This window comes from Agromyces sp. NPDC058136 (assembly GCF_042884375.1).
Lineage (GTDB): Bacteria > Actinomycetota > Actinomycetes > Actinomycetales > Microbacteriaceae > Agromyces.
The window spans coordinates 281,011-302,431 of record NZ_JBHVUA010000001.1 but is presented as its reverse complement, the minus strand read 5'-3'; the positions used below and the strand labels follow the sequence as shown (position 1 = coordinate 302,431).

The window sequence follows — 21,421 nt, the reverse complement described above, 5'->3', positions numbered from 1 at the left end:
CATGTCAGTCACCGAAGATCAGGCCCTCTGGTTCCAGGACGCCTTCTCGAAGCTCGTGGACAACGTCGACCGCGCCATCCTCGGGAAGCGCGAGGTGATCGAGCTCGTCGTCACGGCGCTGCTCTCCGACGGGCACGTGCTCCTCGAGGACTTCCCGGGCACGGGCAAGACGGTGCTCGCGAAGGCGCTCGCGAACACCCTCGACGGCACCAACTCGCGCATCCAGTTCACCCCCGACCTGCTGCCTTCGGATGTCACGGGCGTGACGATCTACGACCAGGGCAAGGGCCAGTTCGAGTTCCACCGCGGTCCGATCTTCGCGTCGATCGTGCTGGCCGACGAGATCAACCGCGCCTCGCCGAAGACGCAGTCGTCGCTCCTCGAGGTCATGGAGGAGGGGCGCGTCACCGTCGACGGCGTGAGCTACGAGGTCGGCAGCCCGTTCATGGTCATCGCGACGCAGAACCCCGTCGAGCAGGCGGGCACCTACTCGCTGCCCGAAGCGCAGCTCGACCGCTTCCTCATCAAGACCTCGCTCGGCTACCCCGACCACGACACGGCGGTGACGCTGCTGCTCGACTCCGCGAACCGCGCACGTGCATCGAAGGTGTCGCCGATCATCGCGCCGAGCTCGATCACGACGATGGCGCAGCTCGCGAGCGAGGTGCACGTCGACGCCGCGGTGCTGTCGTACCTCAACGAGATCGTCTCGGCGACGCGCGTCCACAAGGACTCGTCGCTCGGCGTCAGCATGCGCGGCGCGCTCGCGCTCGCCCGCGCGGTGAAGACGTGGGCAATCGCGCACGGCCGCACCTTCGCCACGCCCGACGACGTGCGGGAGCTCGCGGTGCCGGTGCTCGCGCACCGCATCATCGTTGACCCCGAGTCCGAGTTCGCCGGCGTCACGGCCGAGGACATCGTGTCGCGGGTGCTCGTCGAGATCGCACCGCCGGCCTACCGGGCGGCATGAGCGCCGACGCCGGCGCGCCGAAGACTCCGTCCCAGGCGCGCATCGCATTCCGCGCCGTCGCACGTTCGCTCGCGGCATCCGCCCGTTCGCTTGGCGCGACCCTCGCGCGCGCCTGGCGCGCGGTGGCCGCGTTCTGCGAACCGGTGACGGGGGTCGTCTCGACGACCGGATGGCTCGTGCTCGCCGCCGCAGCCGTGTCGCTCGTCGTGGCGTGGGTGTTCGGCTGGATCGAGTTCGCGTTCCTCGGGTTCACGATGCTCGCGGCCGTGCTCGTCTCGATCGCGTTCGTGTTCGGCCGCATGCACTTCGCGGTGGGCATCGAGCTGCAGCCGGCGCGCGTCGTCGCGGGGGAGCGCGCCCTCGGGCGGCTCGTCGTGCGCAACGCGGGCACGGCGCCGTCGGCGCCGGCCCGCATCGAACTGCCGGTGGGTGCGGGGCTCGCCGAGTTCGTCGTGCCGCAGCTGCCGCCCGACGGCGAGCACGAGGAGCTCTTCGCGGTGCCGACGAACCGGCGTGCGGTGATCATCGCCGGGCCCGCCGTGTCGGTGCGCGGCGACCAGCTCGGGATCCTCCGCCGCACGGTGCGCTGGACCGACCCCGTCGAGCTCTTCGTGCACCCGGTGACCGCGCGGCTGCGGCCTTCGGCCGCGGGGCTCGTGCGCGACCTCGAGGGCGAGGTCACGAAGGTCATCACGAACAACGACATCTCGTTCCACGCGCTGCGCGCGTACGAGCCGGGCGATGCGCTGCGCAACGTGCACTGGCGCACCTCGGCGCGCACCGGCCAGCTCATGGTGCGCCAGTACGAGGAGACGCGGCGTTCGCAGCTCATCCTCATCCAGTCGACCGAGCGGGCGCACTACGCGAGCGACGACGAGTTCGAGCTCGGCGTCTCGGTGCTCGCCTCGATCGGCGTGCAGGTGATCCGCGATGCGACCCGGCTCGCCGTCGTCACCGAGGGGGTGACGCTCCGCACGGCGACGCCGACGGTGTTCCTCGACGACTCCGCCCGCATCGACCCGGTCGAACGCGCGTACCCGACGTTGCGCGATTTCGTTCGGGAGTCGACGAAACGGCTGCCCGCGCCGAGCGTCGTGATCACGGTCGGCGGGTCGAATCTGCCGCTCGCCGAGTTCCGCACGGTGGAGACCGTGTTCGGCGGCGACACCGAGACCATCGCGATCCGCGTCGCGGAGGGGGCCGCGAGCACGCTCTCGAAGGTGGCCGGCACGACGGTCGCGACGGTCGGCGCGCTCGGCGATCTGCCCCGACTGATGAGGAGGCTCCGCCCGTGAGGCCGTTGCCCCGCCACGTCACGAGCGACCTGCTCGTGCTCAGCCTGCTGTCTGTGCTCGGCATCCTCGGCTTCGAGACCTCGTTCGGGGACCTGAACTTCCTCGTCGCCGCACTCGCCGGGCTCGTGGTCGGCACGCTCGCCGCAGTCGCCGGTTCGGTCTGGCGTCTCGGTGTCGTGACGACGGTGCTCGTCGCGATCGTCGCCTACTTCCTCCTCGGCACGCCGTTCACGATGCCCGAGGCCGGGATGTTCGTCGTGCTGCCCTCGCTCGCCTCGCTCTCGGGCCTCGCCTACGGCGCGGTCTTCGGCTGGGCCGACATCGTGACGATCGGCACGCCCGTCGAGGCGCCGTACTACATCGCCGCGCTGCCGTACTTCGCGGCGTGGCTCGTGTCGCTCGTCGGCGCACTGCTCGCGACGCGCTGGCTGCCGAAGCGCCGCACCGCGCTCCGCGCGAGCGTGCTCGTCATCGGCCCGGCCCTCCTCTACCTCGCGGGCATCCTCCTCGGCACCGATGAGGCGTACTTCGCGGGGGTCCGCGGGGTGGCGTTCGCGGTGATCGCGCTCGTCTGGATCGCGTGGCGCCGTGGCGCAACGGTCGAGGCCTCGGGCGACGGGGCGAAGCGCCTGCGTCGGCAGAAGGTCACGGGCACCGCGAGCGTCGTCGCGGGCGCCGTCGCGATCGGCGCGCTCGCGGGCATGGCGTTCGCCCCGGTGAGCCCCGAGCGGTTCGTGCTGCGTGACGAGATCGTGCCGCCGTTCGACCCGCTCGAGTTCGCGAGCCCGCTCTCGGGGTTCCGCACGTACACGAAGGACCTCGCCGAAGAGACCCTCTTCACCGTGAAGGGTCTCGAGCCGGGCGACACGCTGCGGCTCGCGACGATGGACTCCTACTCGGGCCGCCTCTGGAACGTGGCCGGCCCCGAGGACGTCGGCGCCGACGGCGGCGGCTACGGCATCGTCGGCGAGAACCTGCCCGCCCCCGGGCTCGCGACGCTCGGCTCCGAGCGGGACGTCGAGATCGAGGTGGGCGCCTACTCCGACGTCTGGTTGCCGACGGTGGGCTACGGCAGCTCGCTGCGGCTCCTCGACGACGGCAGTGCCGCGCGTTCCGGCGACCTGCGCTACAACCCCGAGGCGGGCACCGCGGTGCTCACGAGCGGGGTCGGCGAGGGCACCCGGTACGCGCTCACGGCGAAGGTGCAGCGCGAGCCCGACACCGACGATCTCGTCGACGTGCCCGTCGCCGATCTGACCCTGCCGATCGTCGAGAACTCGCCCGACGTGGCCGAGGCGAAGGCGGGGGAGTTCGCCGGTGACGCGGCGAGCCCGATCGAGCAGCTGCGCGCGATCGAGCAGGCCCTGAAGACGGGCGGATTCCTGAGCCACGGTCTCGCCTCCGACGCGGTGCCCTCGCGCGCCGGCCACGGCGCCGACCGGATCGCCGAACTCTTCACCCGGCAGCAGATGGTCGGCGACGCCGAGCAGTACGCGGCCGCCATGGCGCTCATGGCGCGCAACCTCGGGTACCCGGCCCGGGTCGTCATGGGCTTCGCACCCGAGATCGCCGACGGGCAGGACGAGGTCGAGGTCGTCGGCGACGACGTCACCGCGTGGGTCGAGGTCGCCTTCGACGGCGTGGGCTGGGTGTCGTTCCGTCCGACGCCCGATCAGGTCGACGTCCCCCAGGAGGAGACGCCGAAGCCGAAGTCGGAGCCGCAGCCGCAGGTGCGCCAGCCCCCGAGGGTGGAGCACACCGACGACGAGCTGCTCGCGACGGTCGAGATCGACGAGACCGATGACGACGACAAGGACAAGCCCTTCCAGATCCCCGGTTGGGCGTGGGCGACGCTCGGCGTCATCGGGATCCCTGCGGCGATCATCTTCCTGCCGATGCTCGCGGTCATGCTCGTGAAGGCCGCGCGCCGTCGCCGACGGCGCACCGGCGCGAACGACCGCCAGTCGGCGGCCGCCTGGGAGGAGCTGGTCGACCGCTACGCCGAGCTCGGGTTCGAGCCGCCTGCGCAGGGCACGCGCCTCCAGTCGGCTCGATCGCTCGAACGGCAGATCCACGAGCAGGGCCTCGGCGAGGCGCTGCGCACGGGCGGTCCGGATGCCACGGAGACGGTGCCGCTCTCGACCCTCGCGTCGACGATCGACCGCGATGTGTTCGAGGGGCGGGCCGTGCCCGACGAGGTCGTCGAACGACGCTGGACCGAGGCCGAGGCGGCGACCGCCGCGGTCACCTCCGCGGTCGGTCGGGTGCGCCGTTTCATCAGTCGGTACCGGATCCGCTCGCGTCGCTAGGCTGTTTCCCGTGGGTGACCCCGATTTCATCGTCCCGCCGCCGGGCCTCTTGCCGCAGGCGCCCGAATCGACGGCGCCCGATCGCACGGTGCGAGCCGTGCCGCCGCGCGGGCTGCCGAGCTTCGCCCCGGGTCGCGGGCTTCCCTCCGCCCCGCCCGGGGCACCGCTCCCGATGCCGCCGGTCGCCAGTCCGGCGCCGCAGCAGCCGATCGTGGAGCCGGCGCCCGAGCAACAGGTACCCGAGCCCGAGCCCGAGCCCGAGCCTGAGCCTGAGGCGCCCGAGCCGCCGCGGGCGGGCACGGCCGAGGTGCGCCTCGTCGCGGCATCCGGTCTCGCGATCATCGCCGACGGCGCCCTCCTGCTCGGACGCGACCCGGTCGCCGCGGGCGCGCCCGGCGCGCGCGCCGTCGCCGTCGACGACCCCGCGCGCACGGTCTCGAAGACGCACGCCCTCGTCGAACCGGTCGACGGCGGACTGCGCGTGACCGACCTCGGTTCGACGAACGGGGTGCGCATCGAGTCGCCGGGCGGTGCGCTGCAGGAGCTCGCTCCGCGTGAGCCAGTGCTCGCCCCGCTCGGCGCAGCGCTCTACCTCGGAGAGCTCGGGTTCCGGGTCGACCGCGTCGCCGCGCGCGGCTGACGTCGCGCGACGCGAGGCGACGCGTGAGGCGGCGCGAGCCGGCGCGGGGCGGCACACGGACCCGGGCTGTCGCGGTTCGTCGCATGGACGGCGGCGCGATCGCGAAGTGTTAGCCTGAACGCATGCGCGCGCCACGACTCCTCCTTCGTCGCCGCGGCGGGTCTTCGATCTGAGGCCGTCCCCGCCGCGGAGTCCGTCGTCGGCTGACCCTTCCGGATCGAAGTAGATCCCATTGGCACGAAGAAAGACGAACGCATGAGCACTGCGCAGACGAGCGCCGACCGCCCCCGCACCCTGGCCGAGAAGGTCTGGGACGCCCACCTCGTGAAGCAGGGCGAAGACGGCACCCCCGACCTGATCTACATCGATCTGCACCTGGTGCACGAGGTCACGAGCCCGCAGGCCTTCGACGGCCTCCGCATGGCCGGTCGCCCCGTGCGCCGCCCCGATCTCACGATCGCGACCGAAGACCACAACACCCCGACGCTCGACATCGACAAGCCGATCGCCGACCTCACGAGCCGCACCCAGATCGAGACGCTGCGCAGGAACGCGGCCGAGTTCGGCATCCGCCTGCACTCGCTCGGCGACAAGGAGCAGGGCATCGTGCACGTCGTGGGCCCGCAGCTCGGCCTCACGCAGCCCGGCATCACCGTCGTCTGCGGCGACAGCCACACCTCGACGCACGGCGCCTTCGGCGCGATGGCGTTCGGCATCGGCACGAGCGAGGTCGAGCACGTGCTCGCGACGCAGACCCTGCCGCTGAAACCCTTCAAGACGATGGCGATCAACGTCGAGGGTGCGCTGCGCCCGGGCGTGACCGCGAAGGACATCATCCTCGCCGTGATCGCGAAGATCGGCACCGGCGGCGGGCAGGGCTACGTGCTCGAGTACCGCGGCTCGGCGATCCGCGCGCTGTCGATGGACGGCCGCATGACGATCTGCAACATGTCGATCGAGGCGGGCGCCCGTGCCGGCATGGTCGCGCCCGACGAGACGACGTACGCCTATCTGAAGGGCCGCGCCCACGCACCCGAGGGCGACGACTGGAACGACGCGGTCGCGTACTGGGACACCCTCGCGACCGACGAGGGCGCCGTGTTCGACGCCGAGGTCTCGATCGACGCCGACACCCTCGAGCCCTTCGTCACGTGGGGCACGAACCCCGGCCAGGGCGTCTCGCTCTCCGAGACGGTTCCCGACCCCGCCACGATCGACGACCAGCACGAGCGCGCCGCGGCCGAGCGCGCGCTCGAGTACATGGACCTCGCCGCGGGCACCCCCCTCAAGGACATCAAGGTCGACGCGGTGTTCATGGGCTCCTGCACGAACAGCCGCATCGAAGACCTGCGCGCGTTCGCCTCGATCGTGAAGGGCAAGCAGAAGGCCGAGGGCGTGCGCGTCATGGTCGTGCCCGGCTCGGCGCGCGTGCGCCTCGAGGCCGAGGCGGAGGGCCTCGACAAGGTCTTCACCGACTTCGGCGCCGAGTGGCGCTTCGCCGGCTGCTCGATGTGCCTCGGCATGAACCCCGACCAGCTCGCCCCGGGCGAGCGCTGCGCATCGACCTCGAACCGCAACTTCGAGGGCCGCCAGGGCAAGGGCGGTCGCACCCACCTCGTCTCGCCGCTCGTCGCGGCGGCGACCGCGATCCGCGGCACGCTCTCGAGCCCCTGGGACCTGCAGAACGAACAGCACGAAGGAGAGGTGCGCTGATGGAGAAGATCACGACCGTCACCGGCGTCGCGGTGCCGCTGCGGCGCTCGAACGTCGACACCGACCAGATCATCCCCGCCGTCTTCCTCAAGCGGGTCACGAAGACCGGCTTCGACGACGCCCTCTTCCACGGCTGGCGACAGGACCCCGAGTTCGTGCTCAACCGCCCCGAGTACCAGGGCGCGAAGATCCTCATCGCCGGCCCCGACTTCGGCACCGGCTCGAGCCGCGAGCACGCGGTGTGGGCGCTGCGCGACTACGGCTTCGACGTCGTCGTGAGCTCGCGTTTCGGCGACATCTTCCGCGGGAACTCGGGCAAGCAGGGCCTCGTCGCGGCGCAGGTCGCCTACGAGGACGTCGAGCGCATCTGGGAGGTCATCGAGGCCGACCCGGGAATAGACGTGACCGTCGATCTCGTTGCACGGACGGTGAGCGCGGGCGCGCTCACAGTTGCCTTCGATATCGACGACTACACTCGGTGGAGGCTTCTGGAGGGTCTGGACGACATCGGCCTCACTCTCCGGGACGAAGCGGCCATTGCCGAGTTCGAAACACATCGGGCGGCGTGGCGGCCCAAGACGCTCCCCATCCGGGAGCCGGCGGAATCAGGGAGTCTGTGAACACACTCGGGCAGGATGCCAAGAACCACGGAACGGCAGTCGGGTTGAACGTCGACAGGATCACGATCAACGGCGGCAAGCCGCTTCGTGGTCGGATCGAACTCAAGGGCGCCAAGAACCTCGTCACCAAGGCGATGGTGGCGGCGCTCCTCGGCGACACCCCGAGCGTCCTGAAGGACGTGCCGAACATCAGTGACGTGCGCATCGTCCGCGGTCTCCTCGAGGTGCACGGAGTGACCGTCACCGAGGGCGAGGAGGGCGAGCTCATCCTCGACCCCTCGGCCGTCGAGTCGGCGCACATGGCCGACATCGACGCGCACGCGGGCTCGAGCCGCATCCCGATCCTGTTCTGCGGTCCGCTGCTGCACCGACTCGGCGAGGCGTTCATCCCCGACCTCGGCGGCTGCCGCATCGGCGACCGCCCCATCGACTACCACCTCGAGGTGCTGCGCAACTTCGGCGCCATCGTCGAGAAGCTCCCGAGCGGCATCCGCATGTCGGCGCCCGGCGGCCTGCACGGCGCGAAGGTCGCCCTGCCGTACCCGAGCGTCGGCGCGACCGAGCAGGTGCTCCTCACGGCGGTGCTCGCCGAAGGCATCACCGAGCTCTCGGGCGCCGCGATCGAGCCCGAGATCATGGATCTCATCAACATCCTCCAGAAGATGGGCGCGGTCATCACGGTCGACACCGACCGGGTCATCCGGATCGAGGGCGTCGACAAGCTCGACGGCTACACGCACCGGGCCCTCTTCGACCGCAACGAGGCCGCCAGCTGGGCCGCCGCGGCGCTCGCGACCGATGGCGACATCTTCGTCGGCGGGGCACGCCAGGCCGAGATGCTCACCTTCCTCAACGTCTTCCGCAAGGTCGGCGGCGCGTTCGAGATCGAAGAGGACGGCATCCGCTTCTACCACCCCGGTGGCGAGCTGAAGCCCGTCATCATCGAGACCGACGTGCACCCCGGCTTCATGACCGACTGGCAGCAGCCGCTCGTGGTGGCGCTCTCGAAGGCCAAGGGCGTCTCGATCGTGCACGAGACGGTGTACGAGCAGCGCTTCGGCTTCGTCGACGCGCTCGTCGAGATGGGCGCCTCGATCGAGGTGCACAAGGAGTGCCTGGGCGGGCGCGCCTGCCGATTCGGCCAGCGCAACTTCAAGCACTCCGCGGTGATCTCGGGTCCGTCGAAGCTCACGGGCGCCGACATCGAGGTGCCCGACCTGCGCGGCGGGTTCAGCCACCTCATCGCGGCGCTCACCGCCGAAGGGCGTTCGACCGTGTCGAACGTCGGAATCATCGCGCGGGGGTACGAGAACTTCATCACGAAGCTCGAACTGCTCGGGGCGGATTTCGAACTCGAAGGATAATAGGGGAGTGCAACACGACGACTCCTCTCCGACGGCGACTGCGAAGCCCCGTTCGGAGACTCGCCGGCCCTCGTTCTTCTGGGTGCTCGCCTGCCTCATCCTGCCGCTGCTGAACCTCGTGGTCCGGTACCGGTTCCACCATCGGGAGCGCATGCCGCAGTCGGGTGCGTTCGTGCTCGCGCCGAACCACTACAGCGAGATCGACCCGGTCGTGATGGGCGCCGCGAGCTGGAAGCTCGGGCGCGCCCCGCGCTTCCTCGCGAAGGCCTCCCTGTTCAAGAACCCCGTGCTCGGCTGGTTCCTGCGCACCTCGGGGCAGATCCCCGTCGAACGTGCAGGCAGCAACGGCCACGCGGCACTGCGGGCCGCCGAAGAGCTCGTCGAGAAGGGGCGGATGGTCGTCGTCTACCCCGAGGGCTCGCTCACCCGCGACCCCGACCTGTGGCCGATGCGCGGCAAGACCGGGGCCGTGCGGATCGCGCTGGAACGGGACATCCCCATCGTGCCCGCCGCCCACTGGGGCACGCAGGCCCTCATGCCGCGCTACGGCAAGAAGCTCAGCCTCTTCCCGCGCAAGACGATCGACGTCATCATCGGCGAACCGCTCGACCTCAGCGCGTACCGCGGCAAGCCGATCGACCAGGCGACGCTGCTCGCCGCGACCGCCAAGCTGATGGACGCGATCGCCGAGCTCCTCGCCGAGATCCGGCACGAGCCGGCGCCGGCCGAGCGCTGGGATCCTGCGGCGCACGGCCAGAAGGAGACGGGCCGCCTTGAAGACTAAGCAGAACGCGCGGAAGCCCGCGGGCAAGCGGGTCGCCGTCCTCGGCGCCGGCAGCTGGGGCACGACCTTCGCGAAGATCCTCGCCGACGGCGGGGCCGACGTGGTGCTCTGGGCGCGCCGCCCCGAGCTGGCGCGCGAGATCCAGGAGGCGAAGCGCAACAGCGACTACCTCCCCGGGGTGAACCTCCCGCTCGGTCTCCGTGCGACGAGCCGCCTCGACCTCGCCCTCGCGGGTGCCGAGCAGGTGTTCGTCTCGGTGCCGAGCCAGTCGCTGCGCGACAACCTCAAGCTCATCGCGCCGCACCTGCACGCCCAGGCCACGGTCATCTCGCTCATGAAGGGCGTCGAGAAGTCGACGGGCAAGCGCATGAGCGAGGTCATCGCCGAGGTGCTGCCCATCGACGAGTCGCAGATCGCGGTCATCTCGGGCCCGAACCTCGCGCTCGAGATCGCGAAGGAGCAGCCGACGGCCGCCGTCGTCTCCTCGACGAGCCTCGAGACGGCACAGGCGGTCGCCTCGGTCGCGCGCAACCGCTACTTCCACTCCTTCGTCAACACCGACGTCATCGGCACCGAGTTCGGCGGCGTGCTGAAGAACCTCATCGCGGTGGCGATCGGCATCGTCGACGGCGCCGGCTACGGCGACAACACGAAGGCGTCGATCATCACGCGCGGACTCGTCGAGATGAGTGACTTCGCGGTCGCCTTCGGCGCCCACCCCGAGACGCTGTCGGGCCTCGCCGGCCTCGGCGACCTCATCGCGACGAGCCAGTCGCCGCTGTCGCGCAACAACACGGCGGGCCGCCTGCTCGGTCAGGGGTATCACCTCAACGACGTCGTGAACCAGATGCAGCAGACCACCGAGGGGCTCGCCTCGGTCGGGCCGATCCTCGAACTCGCGCGGGCGAAGGGCGTCGACATGCCCATCGTCGAACAGGTGCGTCAGGTGCTCGCGGGCACCCTCGACCCGAAGGACATCGCGCCCCACCTCACGACCGACGACGAGCCCCAGGGCGAAAGGACGAACGATGGACAAGCTCAGGGTGGTTCTGCTCTTCGGCGGGCGTTCAAGCGAACACTCGATCAGCTGCGCAACGGCGGGCGGGGTGCTGGGAGCGATCGACCGTAGCCGTTTCGAGGTGATCCCCGTCGGGATCACCCGTGATGGCGCGTTCGTGCTCGAGAGCGACGACCCTGCGCGCTTCGCGCTCGACCCCGAGCACCTGCCCGAGGTCGTCGACAACGGCAGCCGGGTGTCCTGGCCCACCTCGACGGCGTCGCGCGAGATGACGGTGACCGACGAGTCGGGCACGCGTTCGCTCGGCGAGGTCGACGTGGTGTTCCCGATCCTGCACGGCCGTTTCGGCGAGGACGGCACGATCCAGGGGCTGCTCGAGCTCGTCGGCCTGCCGTACGTCGGCAACGGCGTGCTCGCCTCCTCGCTCGGCATGGACAAGCACTTCACGAAGACGGTGCTCGAGGGCGCCGGCATCGCCGTGGCGCCGTGGGTGACCGTGACGCGTGCCGGTCTCGCGGCCGATCCCGAGCTGTGGCAGCGCCGCATCCGCAGCCTCGGCCTGCCCGCGTTCGTGAAGCCGGCGCGCGCCGGCTCCTCGGTCGGCGTCTCGAGGGTCGCCGACTGGGCGGAGCTCGACGCCGCGCTCGAGACCGCGTTCGCGGAGGACGGTTCGGTGCTCATCGAGTCGGGCGTCACCGGTCGCGAGATCGAGTGCGCCGTCCTCGAGGGGCGCGACGGCTCGGGCCCGCGGGTGAGCGTCGCCGGCGAGGTCGTCGTCACGGGTCGCGAGTTCTACGACTTCGAGGCGAAGTACCTGGATGCCCCGGGCGTCGAACTCGTCTGCCCCGCCGAACTCGGCGACGGCGAGCTCTTCGAGCTGCAGCGCATCGCGCGTCGCGCATTCGAGGCGATCGGCGGCCAGGGTCTCGCCCGGGTCGACGTGTTCCTCACCGACGAGGGCTTCGTCGTGAACGAGCTCAACACGATGCCCGGCTTCACGCCGATCTCGATGTTCCCGACGTGCTGGCTCAACTCGGGTCTCAGCTACCCCGAACTCATCACCGAGCTCATCGAGGTCGGCGTCGCCACCGGCGCCCGCTGACCCCTCGATGGATGTCTCGGAGCTCGACTTCGCGCCGCTGACCGAACCGCTCGACCGAGCCGACGACCAGCGCGCCGCCGCCTTGGCGCGCGAGCACGGCCTCGCGCGCTCCGAGGCGCTCGGCGGCTGCGCGCTCATCGGGCTCGTCCTCGTCGCGTGCGGGCTCGGCGCCCTGATCTTCGGTGCGATGTCGGGTCCGCTCGCCGTGGCGATCTCGGGGCTCGTCGCGCTCGTCGCGATCGTGTTCATCGTGCGATCGACGCGGCGGGAGACGACGGCCGGTCGTGCCCGCCGGTATCGTCTGCAGCGCTTCGCCGAGCGCAACGGCGCCCGCTACCTTCCGCGGGTGACGGCACCGGTGAAGCCCGGACGGATCTTCGCGAGCCTGGGAGGCTCGGTGTCGGGCGATGTCGTCGATTTCGCGGGTCCGCGTGAGATCGAGGTCGGCCGGCACTCGTACCTCGCCGGGTACCGCGGCGGCGAGACGCGAACGTGGGCGTACGCCGCGGCGACGCTCGAGCACGACGCGCCGCGCCTCACGGTCGACCTGCGCACGCGCGCGGGCGGTGCCCGCCTCGCGGCCCCCGGCCCGATCGACGTGGCGCTCGGCGACGTCGATCTCTCGGGGCTCGAGCACGGCGACGAGCTCGCCGCTCGCTTCGCGGTGTCGTCGCGCGTCGGCCGCGGCGAGACCGCGCGCGGCCTGCTCGAACGCACGCTGTTCACGCCCGAGCTGGTGCGCCGGTTCCGCGAACGCCCGCTCGACCTCGAGATCGTCGACCGCCGTCTGATCCTCACCTCGCCCGAGATGCTGCCCGGTGTCGACCCCGAGACGTGGCGGTGGCTGCTCGAGCTGCTCCTCGACCTCGCGGACGCGATCGACGCGGACCGGCGCACGGCGGGCTGACCGCCGGGAGCATCGCCCGCTCGATCCCTCAGTCTGCGGGGGTCGTCGTGCAGGCACCCTCGGCGGGGATCACCGACACCGCACCCGACAGCTCGGTGATCGCCGTCGTGCCCGAGACCACATCGTTGTTGACAAGTACTCGGACGGCGGGCGTGCGCCCGTAGGTGGTGAAGTAGTAGTTCGGCGCGTCGGATTCGTCGATGACCCAGTCGACGCCGTTGACGGTGACGCAGCGGTCGGTCGTGGGGCCGGGCGCAGGCACTCCGCAGCTGAGGAACACGGAGGCGGGGGAGCCCCAGGCGCCCGTGCCCTGCGCGTTCGTCTCCCGCTTGGGCTGCTCGGCCTCGGTGTCCTTCGCGATCGCATCGGGCAGGCGTACGACGACGGCGGCGCAGTCGGGCGAGCTCGCGTCGACGGCCGGGTCCATCGGCACGACCGGGCTGCAGCCGCTGAGCGCGAGCGTCGCGGCACCGGCGAGGAGCAGCACGGAGAGTCGGAGGCGGCGGGGGCGCGTGGCGGCGGGGCTGGGGCCGTTCGGGTGAGACATCCCCTTCAGCGTAGTCGTCGGACTCCGTGGAAGCTGGGCGTCAGCAGTTCGGCCGGCAGGCGCGCTGGGACAGCGCGTCGGTGAGCACGGTACTGAGGTCCTGGGGTTTCGCGGCGGAGTACGCGGCGCCCCCGGTGGCCGTGGCGATCGCGCGCATCGCGTCGACGTCGGTGTCGGGCCCGATGCCGACGAGGATGACGGGGACGGGCTTGGCGGGGTCGTTCATCTCGGTGAGCTGCACGAGCAACTGGTCGAGCGTGATGCCGTTCTCGTCCTCGTTGCGCCCGTCGGTGAGGAGGAGCACCGAGTTCACGCGCTCGCTGTCGTAGGTCGAGCGCACGTGGGCGACCGCGGCGAGGGCGGTGTCGTAGAGCCCGGTGGCGCCGCCGAGCCGGCCGGGGAGCGAGGCGATGGCGGAGCCGAGCGCCGCCTTGTGCTCGTCGTCGCCGAGCCGGTCGATGGGGGCGAGCGCCTCCCAGTCGCGATCCCCGGCGCGTTCGGTCGAGAAGATCCACAGGCCGAGGTCGACGTCGCCCGAGAACTGCGCCAGCGTCGAACTCGTCGCCTGCGTGAGCAGGTCGATCCGACGGAGGCCGGTCACCGTGGGCTCCTCCATCGACCCCGAGACGTCGATGACGGAGAGGATGCGCGAGCGGAGACTGAGGACGCCCCAGGTGCGGAGGATCGCGACCTGTGCGCCGGCTGCGGCCGTGTCGACGGCGATCGCCTCGGAGAGCACGCCCTCCTGGTCGAGTTCGCCCGACCCGACGCCGTCGCGGAAGCCGTCGGCGGCGAAGGCGTCCTTCGCGCCCCAGAGCGCGAGCTTGAGGCCGTCGAGTTCGCGTGCCCGGAGCTCGAGCGCGAGGGACTCGGCGGTGGCGGCCGCGGGTTCCTCACCGGCGGCGGGCAGGTTCTTCGCGAGTTCTGACTTGTCGAGCGCGCGCAGGAACGGGTAGTTGAGCGCGAGCGTGCCGTCGGACGGGGAGAGCGCGACGAGCGGGGACGACCCGACCTCGCTGTTGTGGAGGGCGATCTGCTGCTCGCTGGCGATCGCGAAGGTGCTCGCCGGGCTCTGTGCGAGCGCGGCGAAGGCATCGGCGGCCGTCGGCAGCACGGTGTCGTTGAGCGCGATCATCGCGGACTGGAACTGCCGCGGCGAGCCGATGTCGGCGCGTCGCTCCATGGCCTGCAGGGCGCTGAGGCTCGCGGACGAGGAGTCGGGGTCGGGCAGCAGCGCCGTGAACGCGCCCTTCATGAGCGCGTTCCACCCGGGGACGAGGTCGCCGAGTTCGCTCGCGTGGGCGGCGTCGGCGGCGAAGACGACGGGACTCGAGGCGATCGAGCGCTCGAGGGCGAAGTTCGGCACGGAGCGGCCGAGCGATCGCGCGGTGCTCGACATGCGCACGAGCCAGACGGGGGAGTCGGGGATCCACGCATCGAGCCCCTTCGCGTTGCCCGAGGCCAGCATCGCCGCGGTGTCGACGGACGCCTGCGAGACCACCTCCGTGCGGGAGCACGACTTCGCGCTCGCGTCGTAGTCGGCGGCGATGGCCTTCACGGTCGCGGCGATCGCGGGGTCGGCGACGACGTGCAGCTCGGCGGGCTCGGTGCACGGGATCTCGGTGCTGTTGAGCCGCTCCAGCTCGCCGTTCGCCCAGGCGACGCCGGTCACCCCGGCCACGCCGACGAGTGCGAAGGCGCTCGCGATGGCGGTGATGGCGATGGTCGTGCGGCGGCGCCGTCGACGGTTCTCTGCTCGTTCGCTCCGTCGACTCACGTTCGCTCCATCGCAGGGGGCGGTGAGCGGGGGACGTTCACCGCGTTCGGGTTTGTTCGCGAACTCAGCGTAGGGATTCGGACCGAATTCGTAAAGAACCATTACACACTACCCCGCGGCATCCGGTGACCTACGCTGAATGAATGCCCGACGAGCCCCTCCCGACCGAAGCCGCCGCCGATTCGATCGGCGTGCTCGGCGAGCAGGCCGTGCTCGCGCGCATCCTCCCGCGCCTGCGCCCCGGCGATTCGGCACTCCTCGGCGCGGGCGACGACGCCGCGGTGGTGGCCGCGCCCGACGCGCGGTTCGTGGTCACGAGCGACATGATGATCCACGGCCCCGACTTCCGGCTCGCCTGGTCCACGCCGTTCGAGCTCGGCTGGAAGGCGGCGGCCACCAATCTCACCGACGTCGCCGCGATGGGCGCACGCCCGACGGCGCTCGTCGTCGCGATCGCGGCACCGCCGAGCCTCGACGTCGCCGTGCTCGAGGGCATCGCCGACGGCCTGCGCGAGGGCCTCGCCGCGCTCGCACCCGGCGCGGGCGTCGTCGGCGGCGACCTCTCGGCCTCATCGGTGCTCACGATCGCGGTGACCGCGTTCGGCGACCTCGAGGGGCGCGCGCCGGTCACGCGGTCGGGCGCCCGGGTCGGCGACGTCGTCGCGCACGCAGGCGCCCGCGGCGACGCGGCGCAGGGCCTCGCCCTGCTCTTCGCCGAGGGGGTGGATGCCACGGGCGAGCCCTCGCCCGAGCGCACCGCTGCGCTCCGCGACCGCGAACCGCGCCTGCTCGCGGCCCAGCTCGCACCGTGCCCGCCGGTCGCCGCGGGCGTGACGGCCGCCGAGGCGGGGGCGACGGCGATGCTCGACGTCTCCGACGGCCTCGCACGCGACGCCCGCCGGCTCGCCGAGGCGAGCGGCGTCGGGCTCGACTTCGACGGTGCGGCCCTCGGCGACGACGTGCGCGTCGCGCTCGCGGGCGCCGAGGACCACGGTCTGCTCGCGACGTTCCCCGCGGGGTCGGTGATCCCCGCGCCGTTCGAGGTGATCGGCCGGGTCGTGGATGCCCCGGGCGAACTGCGGCTCGACGGCGCAGCGTTCACGGCCGTCGGTTGGGACCCCTACTCGGGCTGGGACGGCCGTTCGGGCTGATCGGCCGCGGCCCACCAGAGGGTCGTCTCGCCGTAGTCGCGCCGCCGCTCGGGCGAGAGACCTGTCGGCCAGACCGGTTCGGGCGAGCGGCTGCTGCGCTCGACCATGACGACCGCGTCGGCGGAGAGCAGCGGGGCGAGGAGCTCGAGGTCGTGCGCGAGCGCCTGCTCGCCGAGGTCGTACGGCGGGTCGATGAACACGAGGTCGACGGGGCCCGCCGCGCCCTCGAGGTAGGCGGCGACGGCCCGCTGCACGACGCGGACGCGAACCCCGTGCGCGCCGCCGTCGGCGCGGGCCAGTGCGTCGGCGTTGCGTCGGCAGATGTCGGAGGCGGGCTTCGCCCGTTCGACGAGCACGATTTCGGCCGCGCCGCGGCTCGCGGCCTCGAGGCCGAGCGCGCCAGAGCCCGCGTAGAGATCGAGCACGCGGGCGCCGTCGATGGCGTCGCGCGCCTCGAGCGCCGAGAAGATCGCCTCGCGCACGCGGTCGCTCGTGGGGCGGGTGCCGGAGCGCGGCACTTGGAGGCTGAGGGAGCCGGCGAATCCGGCGATGATGCGGGTCATGCTCAGGGCAGCATATCGACGTGCGCCGGGCGCTGCCATGATGGAGGGGTGCCTGCCCCGATTGATGAAGATGAGACCGGCTCGACCGACCGAGTGCCCGCCGAACCGTCCCGGCATCGGGGCCCCGAACAACAGCTGATCGACCGGCTCTGGGACTTCTCCGATCCCGAGGCCAGCGCAGCCCGCTTCCGCGAGCTCGCGGGCGACGTCTCGCAGCCGGCGCACACGCGCGCCGTCATGCAGACGCAGCTCGCCCGTGCCCTCGGACTCCTCGCCCGCGGCGAGGAGGCGCTCGCCGTGCTCGACGAGGTCGCCGCGCAGCCCGCGGGCGACGACGAGCCCGCCGCGTTCTCCGCGGAGCTGCGCGCCAGGGTCGCGATCGAGCGGGGGCGGCTCGCCGCAGCCGATCGGCGTCCGGCCGATGCCGTGCCCGAACTGACGCGAGGGGTGCGCGAGGCGGCGCTCGCCGGATCGAGCTTCCTCGTGCTCGACGCCCTGCACATGCTCGCGCTCAACGACACCGGTCACGAGGAGGAGTGGGCGACCGAGGGGTTCGACGTGCTCGACGGCGTCCGCGACCCGCGGGTGCTGCGCTGGGGGGTCGCCCTGCACAACAACCTCGGGTGGACCCTGCACGACGCGGGCCGCCTCACCGGGGCGCTCATGCACTTCGAAGCGGCGGCGCAGGCGGCCGAGGCGTACGGAACGGCCGAGCAGCGGCACGTCGCGAAGTGGTCGGTCGGCCGGTGCCTGCGCAGCCTCGGCCGCGACGACGAGGCCCTCGAGATCCAGCGTGCCCTCGCCGAGGCGCGGCCCGACGACCCGTACGTGCGGGCCGAGCTCGCCGCACTGACGGAGGCGCCGCCTACGATCGAGGCATGACCGCGCGACCCGACGACGCCCCCGAGGAGGCGATCCCCGGCAGCTACACGCTCGACTCGAAACTCTCGGGCGCGCTCGGGGGGCGCACCGCGCAGGCGCTCGAGCGGGCGTTCGGGTACCTCACCGTCGGCGACCTGCTCGCGCACTACCCCCGCCGGTATGCGCTGCGCGGCGAGCTCACGGCGCTCGCCTCGCTGCCGCTCGACGAGAACGTCACCCTCGTCGCCGAGGTCATCGAGGTGCGCGTGCGCGAGATGCGCCAGCGCCGCGGCTCGATCGTCGAGGCGAAGATCTCCGACGGCACCGGCGTGCTGACCCTCACGTTCTTCAACCAGCGTTGGCGTGAGAACGATCTGCGGCCGGGGCGCCGCGGCATCTTCGCCGGCAAGGTCGGCGACTACCGGGGCAACCGTCAGCTCGCGCACCCCGACTACGAGCTCTTCGACGACGCCGTGCCGACCGAGATCGGCGATGCGGCGGCCAAGCGGTGGGCCGAGGCGCCGATCGCGATCTACCCCGCGACCTCGACCCTCGCGAGCTGGCAGCTGGCGAAGTCGATCGGGCTGCTGCTCGACGGGCTCGGCCGTGTCGACGACCCGCTGCCGGGTTCGGTGCGCGAGAACCGTGGCCTGCTCGGCCACCGTCAGGCGCTCGAGCGGGTGCACCGCCCCGAGCGCGAGTCCGACTGGAAGGCCGCGCGGCGGACCCTGCGTTTCACCGAGGCGTTCGTGCTGCAGTCCGAGCTGCTGCGCCGCCGGGCCGCGCTCCGCGCGAGGCACGCCCTGGCGCGTCGACCCGTGGCGGGCGGCCTCCTCGAGCGCTTCGACGCCGCACTGCCGTTTACGCTCACCGGCGATCAGGAGCAGGTCGGCGCCGAGATCGCCCACGACCTCGGCGAGCCCGTGCCGATGAACCGGCTCGTGCAGGGCGAGGTCGGCTCGGGCAAGACGGTCGTCGCCCTGCGTGCGATGCTCGCGGTCGCCGACTCGGGCGGGCAGTCGGCGCTGCTCGCGCCCACCGAGGTGCTCGCCGCCCAGCACCTCCGCTCGATCGTGAAGATGCTCGGCCCCGAACTCTCGGCCGAGCTGATCCCGACGCTGCTCACCGGGCAGCTGCCCACCGCCGAGCGCAAGAAGGCGCTGCTGCGCGCCGCGGCCGGCCAGTCGCGGCTCGTCGTCGGCACGCACGCGCTCCTCGGCGACACGGTCACCTTCGCCGAGCTCGGGCTCGTCGTCGTCGACGAGCAGCACCGCTTCGGGGTCGAGCAGCGCGAGGCGCTGCGGCTCAAGGGCGCCGAGCCGCCGCACGTGCTCGTGCTCACGGCCACGCCGATCCCGCGCACGGTCGCGATGACCGTGTTCGGCGATCTCGACGTCTCGACGATCGCCGAGCTGCCCGCCGGGCGCGCGGGCATCGAGTCGCAGGTCGTGCCCCTCGCGATCCGCCCCGCCTGGCGGCCCCGTGTCTGGGAGCGCCTCGCCGAGGAGGTCGCCCTCGGTCGCCAGGGTTTCGTGGTGTGCCCGGCGATCGAGTCGAAGGTCGTCGAAGACGACGGCGAGGACGTGCCGGGCGACGCGGCCGAGAGTGCGGGCCCCGTGGCATCCGTCGCCTCGGTGCTCGCCGAGCTCGAGGCGCACCCCCGATTCGCCGAGCTCCGCATCGCCCCGCTGCACGGCCGCATGAGCGCCGACGAGAAGGACCGCACGATGCGCGCCTTCGCCGCAGGCGAGCTCGACGTGCTCGTCTCGACGACCGTCATCGAGGTGGGCGTCGACGTGCCGAACGCGAGCGTCATGGTCGTCGCCGACGCCGACCGCTTCGGCGTCTCGCAGCTTCACCAGCTGCGCGGGCGCGTCGGGCGAGGCTCGGTGCCGGGCCTGTGCCTGCTCGTCACCGGTGCGCCGCCGAACTCGCTCGCGCTGCAGCGCGTCGAGGCGGTCGCTGCCACCCTCGACGGCTTCGAACTGGCGCGCGTCGACCTCGAGCTCCGGCAAGAGGGCGACGTGCTCGGGGCGAACCAGTCGGGCGGGCGCTCCTCGCTGAAGCTGCTGCGCGTCGTGCGCGACGGCGAGGTCATCGCCGAGGCGCGCGCCGAGGCCGCCGCCATCCTCGACGACGACCCGACGCTCGCCGGGCACCCCGCGCTCGCGGCGGCGCTGCGGCGACGACTCGACGAGGAGTCGAGCGGCTACCTGAGCAAGGGCTGAGACTCCTCGGAGGGCCTCGCAGCCGGCATCGCTGGCGCTACGCTGTTGCGTATGCAGCGGATCGCCGTCGTCCCCGGATCGTTCGACCCCGTCACCCGCGGTCACCTCGACGTGATCGCCCGTGCCGCGGGCCTCTACGACGAGCTGCACGTCGTCGTCGTGCACAACCCCGACAAGTCGGCGCTGCTGCCCATCGCGCAGCGGGTCGCGCTCATCGAGCAGTCGATCGCGGACGCCGGCATCGAGGGGCGCATCGTCGTCGCGGCCTGGAGCATGGGGCTCCTCGTCGACTACTGCACCGACGTCGGCGCCTCGGTGCTCGTCAAGGGCATCCGCTCGCAGCTCGACGTCGCCTACGAGACGCCGATGGCGATCGTCAACCGCCACCTCGCGGGCGTCGAGACGGTGTTCCTGCTGCCCGACCCGGCGAACGCGCACGTGTCGAGCTCGCTCGTGCGGCAGGTCGCCTCGCTCGGCGGCGATGTCGCCCCCTACGTGCCGGCCGCGGTCGCCGACTACCTCAAGGTGGCGATGACGCCATGAGCGGCGAGGTCGCGGGTGCGAGCGGGTCGGTGACGGCGGCGCGCGCCGCGACCATGGGCATCGACGAGGTCGGCTCGCTCGCCGCCGCCATCGTGGCGAACGTCGAGACGGTCATCGCCGGCAAGCGCGACGCGGTCACCGCGGCGCTCACCGTCCTCCTCGCCGAGGGGCACCTGCTCATCGAGGACGTGCCGGGCGTCGGCAAGACGATGCTCGCGAAGGCACTCGCCCGATCGGTCGACGCGAGCGTCAGCCGCATCCAGTTCACCCCCGACCTGCTGCCGAGCGACGTGACCGGCGTCTCGGTCTTCGACCAGTCGAGCCGGCGTTTCGAGTTCAAGCGCGGCCCGGTCTTCGCGAACCTCGTCATCGGCGACGAGATCAACCGGGCGAGCCCGAAGACGCAGTCCGCCCTCCTCGAGTGCATGGAGGAGCGACAGGTCACCGCCGACGGCACCACCTACCGGCTCGACCCGCCGTTCACCGTCGTCGCGACGCAGAACCCCGTCGAGATGGAGGGCACCTACCCGCTGCCCGAGGCGCAGCGCGACCGATTCATGGCGCGCATCTCCATGGGCTACCCGGCGTCGGCCGACGAGCTCGCGATGCTCACGACGCGCGAGACGTCGAGCCCGTTCGACGCCCTCGACGCGGTGGTGTCGCTCGGGGAGCTCCGCGCGATGATCGCCGCGGTCCACCACGTCTTCACCTCGCAGCCGGTGCAGGAGTACGCGGTCGAGCTCGCCCGCGCCACGCGGGAGGATCGCCAGTTGCGGCTCGGCGCGAGTCCTCGCGCGACCCTGCAGCTCGTGCGCGCCGCGAAGGCGCACGCCGCCATGCACGGCCGTGACTTCGTGCTGCCCGACGACATCGACGCGCTCGCGGTGCCCGTGCTCGCGCACCGCCTGGTGCCCACGAGCCGCGCGCTCGGCGCGCACGACCGCGACGCGGGCCCGCTGATCGACGCCATCGTCCGACGCATCGTGGGGGAGACGCCGGTTCCGGTCGGCAGCGCACGAAGGAACTGAC

At 72.0% G+C, this 21,421-nt stretch carries 19 protein-coding genes; 16 read left to right on the top strand and 3 right to left on the bottom strand.

Going from position 1 to position 21,421, the window contains the following annotated elements:
* Position 1: 1 nt before the first annotated feature.
* The 11 genes from ACFVTX_RS01405 (at position 2) to ACFVTX_RS01355 (ending at position 12,722) form a co-directional block, all read left to right on the top strand.
* A complete protein-coding gene (locus tag ACFVTX_RS01405) occupies positions 2 to 970 on the top strand; it encodes an AAA family ATPase (protein WP_386897400.1) in 969 nt (322 codons plus the stop codon).
* Positions 967 to 2,265, top strand: a complete 1,299-nt coding sequence (locus ACFVTX_RS01400; RefSeq protein WP_386897398.1) for a DUF58 domain-containing protein — start codon at positions 967 to 969, stop codon at positions 2,263 to 2,265. The genes ACFVTX_RS01405 and ACFVTX_RS01400 overlap by 4 nt, the downstream gene beginning before the upstream one ends.
* Positions 2,262 to 4,574 carry a transglutaminase domain-containing protein gene (locus tag ACFVTX_RS01395; RefSeq protein ID WP_386897396.1) on the top strand — a complete coding sequence of 771 codons (2,313 nt, stop codon included), beginning with the start codon at positions 2,262 to 2,264 and terminating at the stop codon, positions 4,572 to 4,574. Before ACFVTX_RS01400 ends, ACFVTX_RS01395 begins: the two co-directional genes overlap by 4 nt.
* Before the next feature lie 10 nt (positions 4,575 to 4,584).
* A complete protein-coding gene (locus ACFVTX_RS01390; RefSeq protein WP_386897394.1) occupies positions 4,585 to 5,214 on the top strand; it encodes an FHA domain-containing protein in 630 nt (209 codons plus the stop codon).
* Between the two features lie 255 nt (positions 5,215 to 5,469).
* A complete protein-coding gene (leuC, locus tag ACFVTX_RS01385) occupies positions 5,470 to 6,927 on the top strand; it encodes a 3-isopropylmalate dehydratase large subunit (RefSeq protein WP_386897393.1) in 1,458 nt (485 codons plus the stop codon).
* A complete protein-coding gene (gene leuD, locus ACFVTX_RS01380) occupies positions 6,927 to 7,547 on the top strand; it encodes a 3-isopropylmalate dehydratase small subunit (protein ID WP_386897391.1) in 621 nt (206 codons plus the stop codon). Before leuC ends, leuD begins: the two co-directional genes overlap by 1 nt.
* Positions 7,544 to 8,911, top strand: coding sequence for a UDP-N-acetylglucosamine 1-carboxyvinyltransferase (gene murA / locus ACFVTX_RS01375; RefSeq protein WP_386897390.1), 1,368 nt, complete (start codon positions 7,544 to 7,546; stop codon positions 8,909 to 8,911). Before leuD ends, murA begins: the two co-directional genes overlap by 4 nt.
* Before the next feature lie 7 nt (positions 8,912 to 8,918).
* A complete protein-coding gene (locus tag ACFVTX_RS01370; RefSeq protein WP_386897388.1) occupies positions 8,919 to 9,695 on the top strand; it encodes a lysophospholipid acyltransferase family protein in 777 nt (258 codons plus the stop codon).
* Positions 9,685 to 10,824: an NAD(P)H-dependent glycerol-3-phosphate dehydrogenase gene (locus ACFVTX_RS01365; protein ID WP_386897387.1), complete on the top strand. Its 1,140-nt coding sequence runs from the start codon at positions 9,685 to 9,687 to the stop codon at positions 10,822 to 10,824. The genes ACFVTX_RS01370 and ACFVTX_RS01365 overlap by 11 nt, the downstream gene beginning before the upstream one ends.
* Complete coding sequence (locus ACFVTX_RS01360) at positions 10,724 to 11,815, top strand: D-alanine--D-alanine ligase family protein (protein ID WP_386897386.1); 1,092 nt, start codon at positions 10,724 to 10,726, stop codon at positions 11,813 to 11,815. Before ACFVTX_RS01365 ends, ACFVTX_RS01360 begins: the two co-directional genes overlap by 101 nt.
* 7 nt (positions 11,816 to 11,822) lie before the next feature.
* The gene (locus tag ACFVTX_RS01355) at positions 11,823 to 12,722 is read left to right on the top strand and encodes a hypothetical protein (protein WP_386897385.1); all 900 of its coding nucleotides are present in this window, start codon (positions 11,823 to 11,825) and stop codon (positions 12,720 to 12,722) included.
* A gap of 28 nt (positions 12,723 to 12,750) precedes the next feature.
* Here ACFVTX_RS01355 and ACFVTX_RS01350 read toward each other — a convergent pair whose 3' ends face one another.
* Both ACFVTX_RS01350 and ACFVTX_RS01345 read right to left on the bottom strand, forming a co-directional pair.
* Complete coding sequence (locus ACFVTX_RS01350) at positions 12,751 to 13,269, bottom strand: DUF3515 domain-containing protein (protein WP_386897383.1); 519 nt, start codon at positions 13,267 to 13,269, stop codon at positions 12,751 to 12,753.
* Positions 13,270 to 13,309: 40 nt separating this feature from the next.
* Positions 13,310 to 15,046, bottom strand: coding sequence for a substrate-binding domain-containing protein (locus tag ACFVTX_RS01345; protein ID WP_386897382.1), 1,737 nt, complete (start codon positions 15,044 to 15,046; stop codon positions 13,310 to 13,312).
* A 143-nt stretch (positions 15,047 to 15,189) separates the two neighbouring features.
* Here ACFVTX_RS01345 and thiL point away from each other — a divergent pair, with 143 nt between their 5' ends.
* Positions 15,190 to 16,197: a thiamine-phosphate kinase gene (gene thiL, locus ACFVTX_RS01340; protein ID WP_386897380.1), complete on the top strand. Its 1,008-nt coding sequence runs from the start codon at positions 15,190 to 15,192 to the stop codon at positions 16,195 to 16,197.
* On the opposite strand, the gene rsmD is transcribed toward thiL, so the two are convergent.
* Positions 16,167 to 16,760: a 16S rRNA (guanine(966)-N(2))-methyltransferase RsmD gene (rsmD, locus tag ACFVTX_RS01335; protein ID WP_386897379.1), complete on the bottom strand. Its 594-nt coding sequence runs from the start codon at positions 16,758 to 16,760 to the stop codon at positions 16,167 to 16,169. The two genes, thiL and rsmD, sit on opposite strands and share 31 nt — an antisense overlap.
* A gap of 48 nt (positions 16,761 to 16,808) precedes the next feature.
* Here rsmD and ACFVTX_RS01330 point away from each other — a divergent pair, with 48 nt between their 5' ends.
* The 4 genes from ACFVTX_RS01330 to ACFVTX_RS01315 are packed head-to-tail and all read left to right on the top strand — an operon-like array spanning position 16,809 to position 21,420.
* Positions 16,809 to 17,642, top strand: coding sequence for a hypothetical protein (locus ACFVTX_RS01330; protein ID WP_386897377.1), 834 nt, complete (start codon positions 16,809 to 16,811; stop codon positions 17,640 to 17,642).
* Positions 17,639 to 19,849 (top strand): ATP-dependent DNA helicase RecG, encoded by a 2,211-nt coding sequence (locus tag ACFVTX_RS01325; protein ID WP_386897376.1) that lies wholly within the window; start codon positions 17,639 to 17,641, stop codon positions 19,847 to 19,849. The genes ACFVTX_RS01330 and ACFVTX_RS01325 overlap by 4 nt, the downstream gene beginning before the upstream one ends.
* 51 nt (positions 19,850 to 19,900) lie before the next feature.
* Positions 19,901 to 20,392, top strand: coding sequence for a pantetheine-phosphate adenylyltransferase (coaD, locus tag ACFVTX_RS01320; RefSeq protein WP_386897375.1), 492 nt, complete (start codon positions 19,901 to 19,903; stop codon positions 20,390 to 20,392).
* 53 nt (positions 20,393 to 20,445) lie between these two features.
* On the top strand, positions 20,446 to 21,420 hold the full coding sequence (locus tag ACFVTX_RS01315; RefSeq protein ID WP_386898724.1) for an AAA family ATPase: 975 nt from the start codon (positions 20,446 to 20,448) through the stop codon (positions 21,418 to 21,420).
* The last annotated feature ends 1 nt before the right edge of the window (position 21,421 follow it).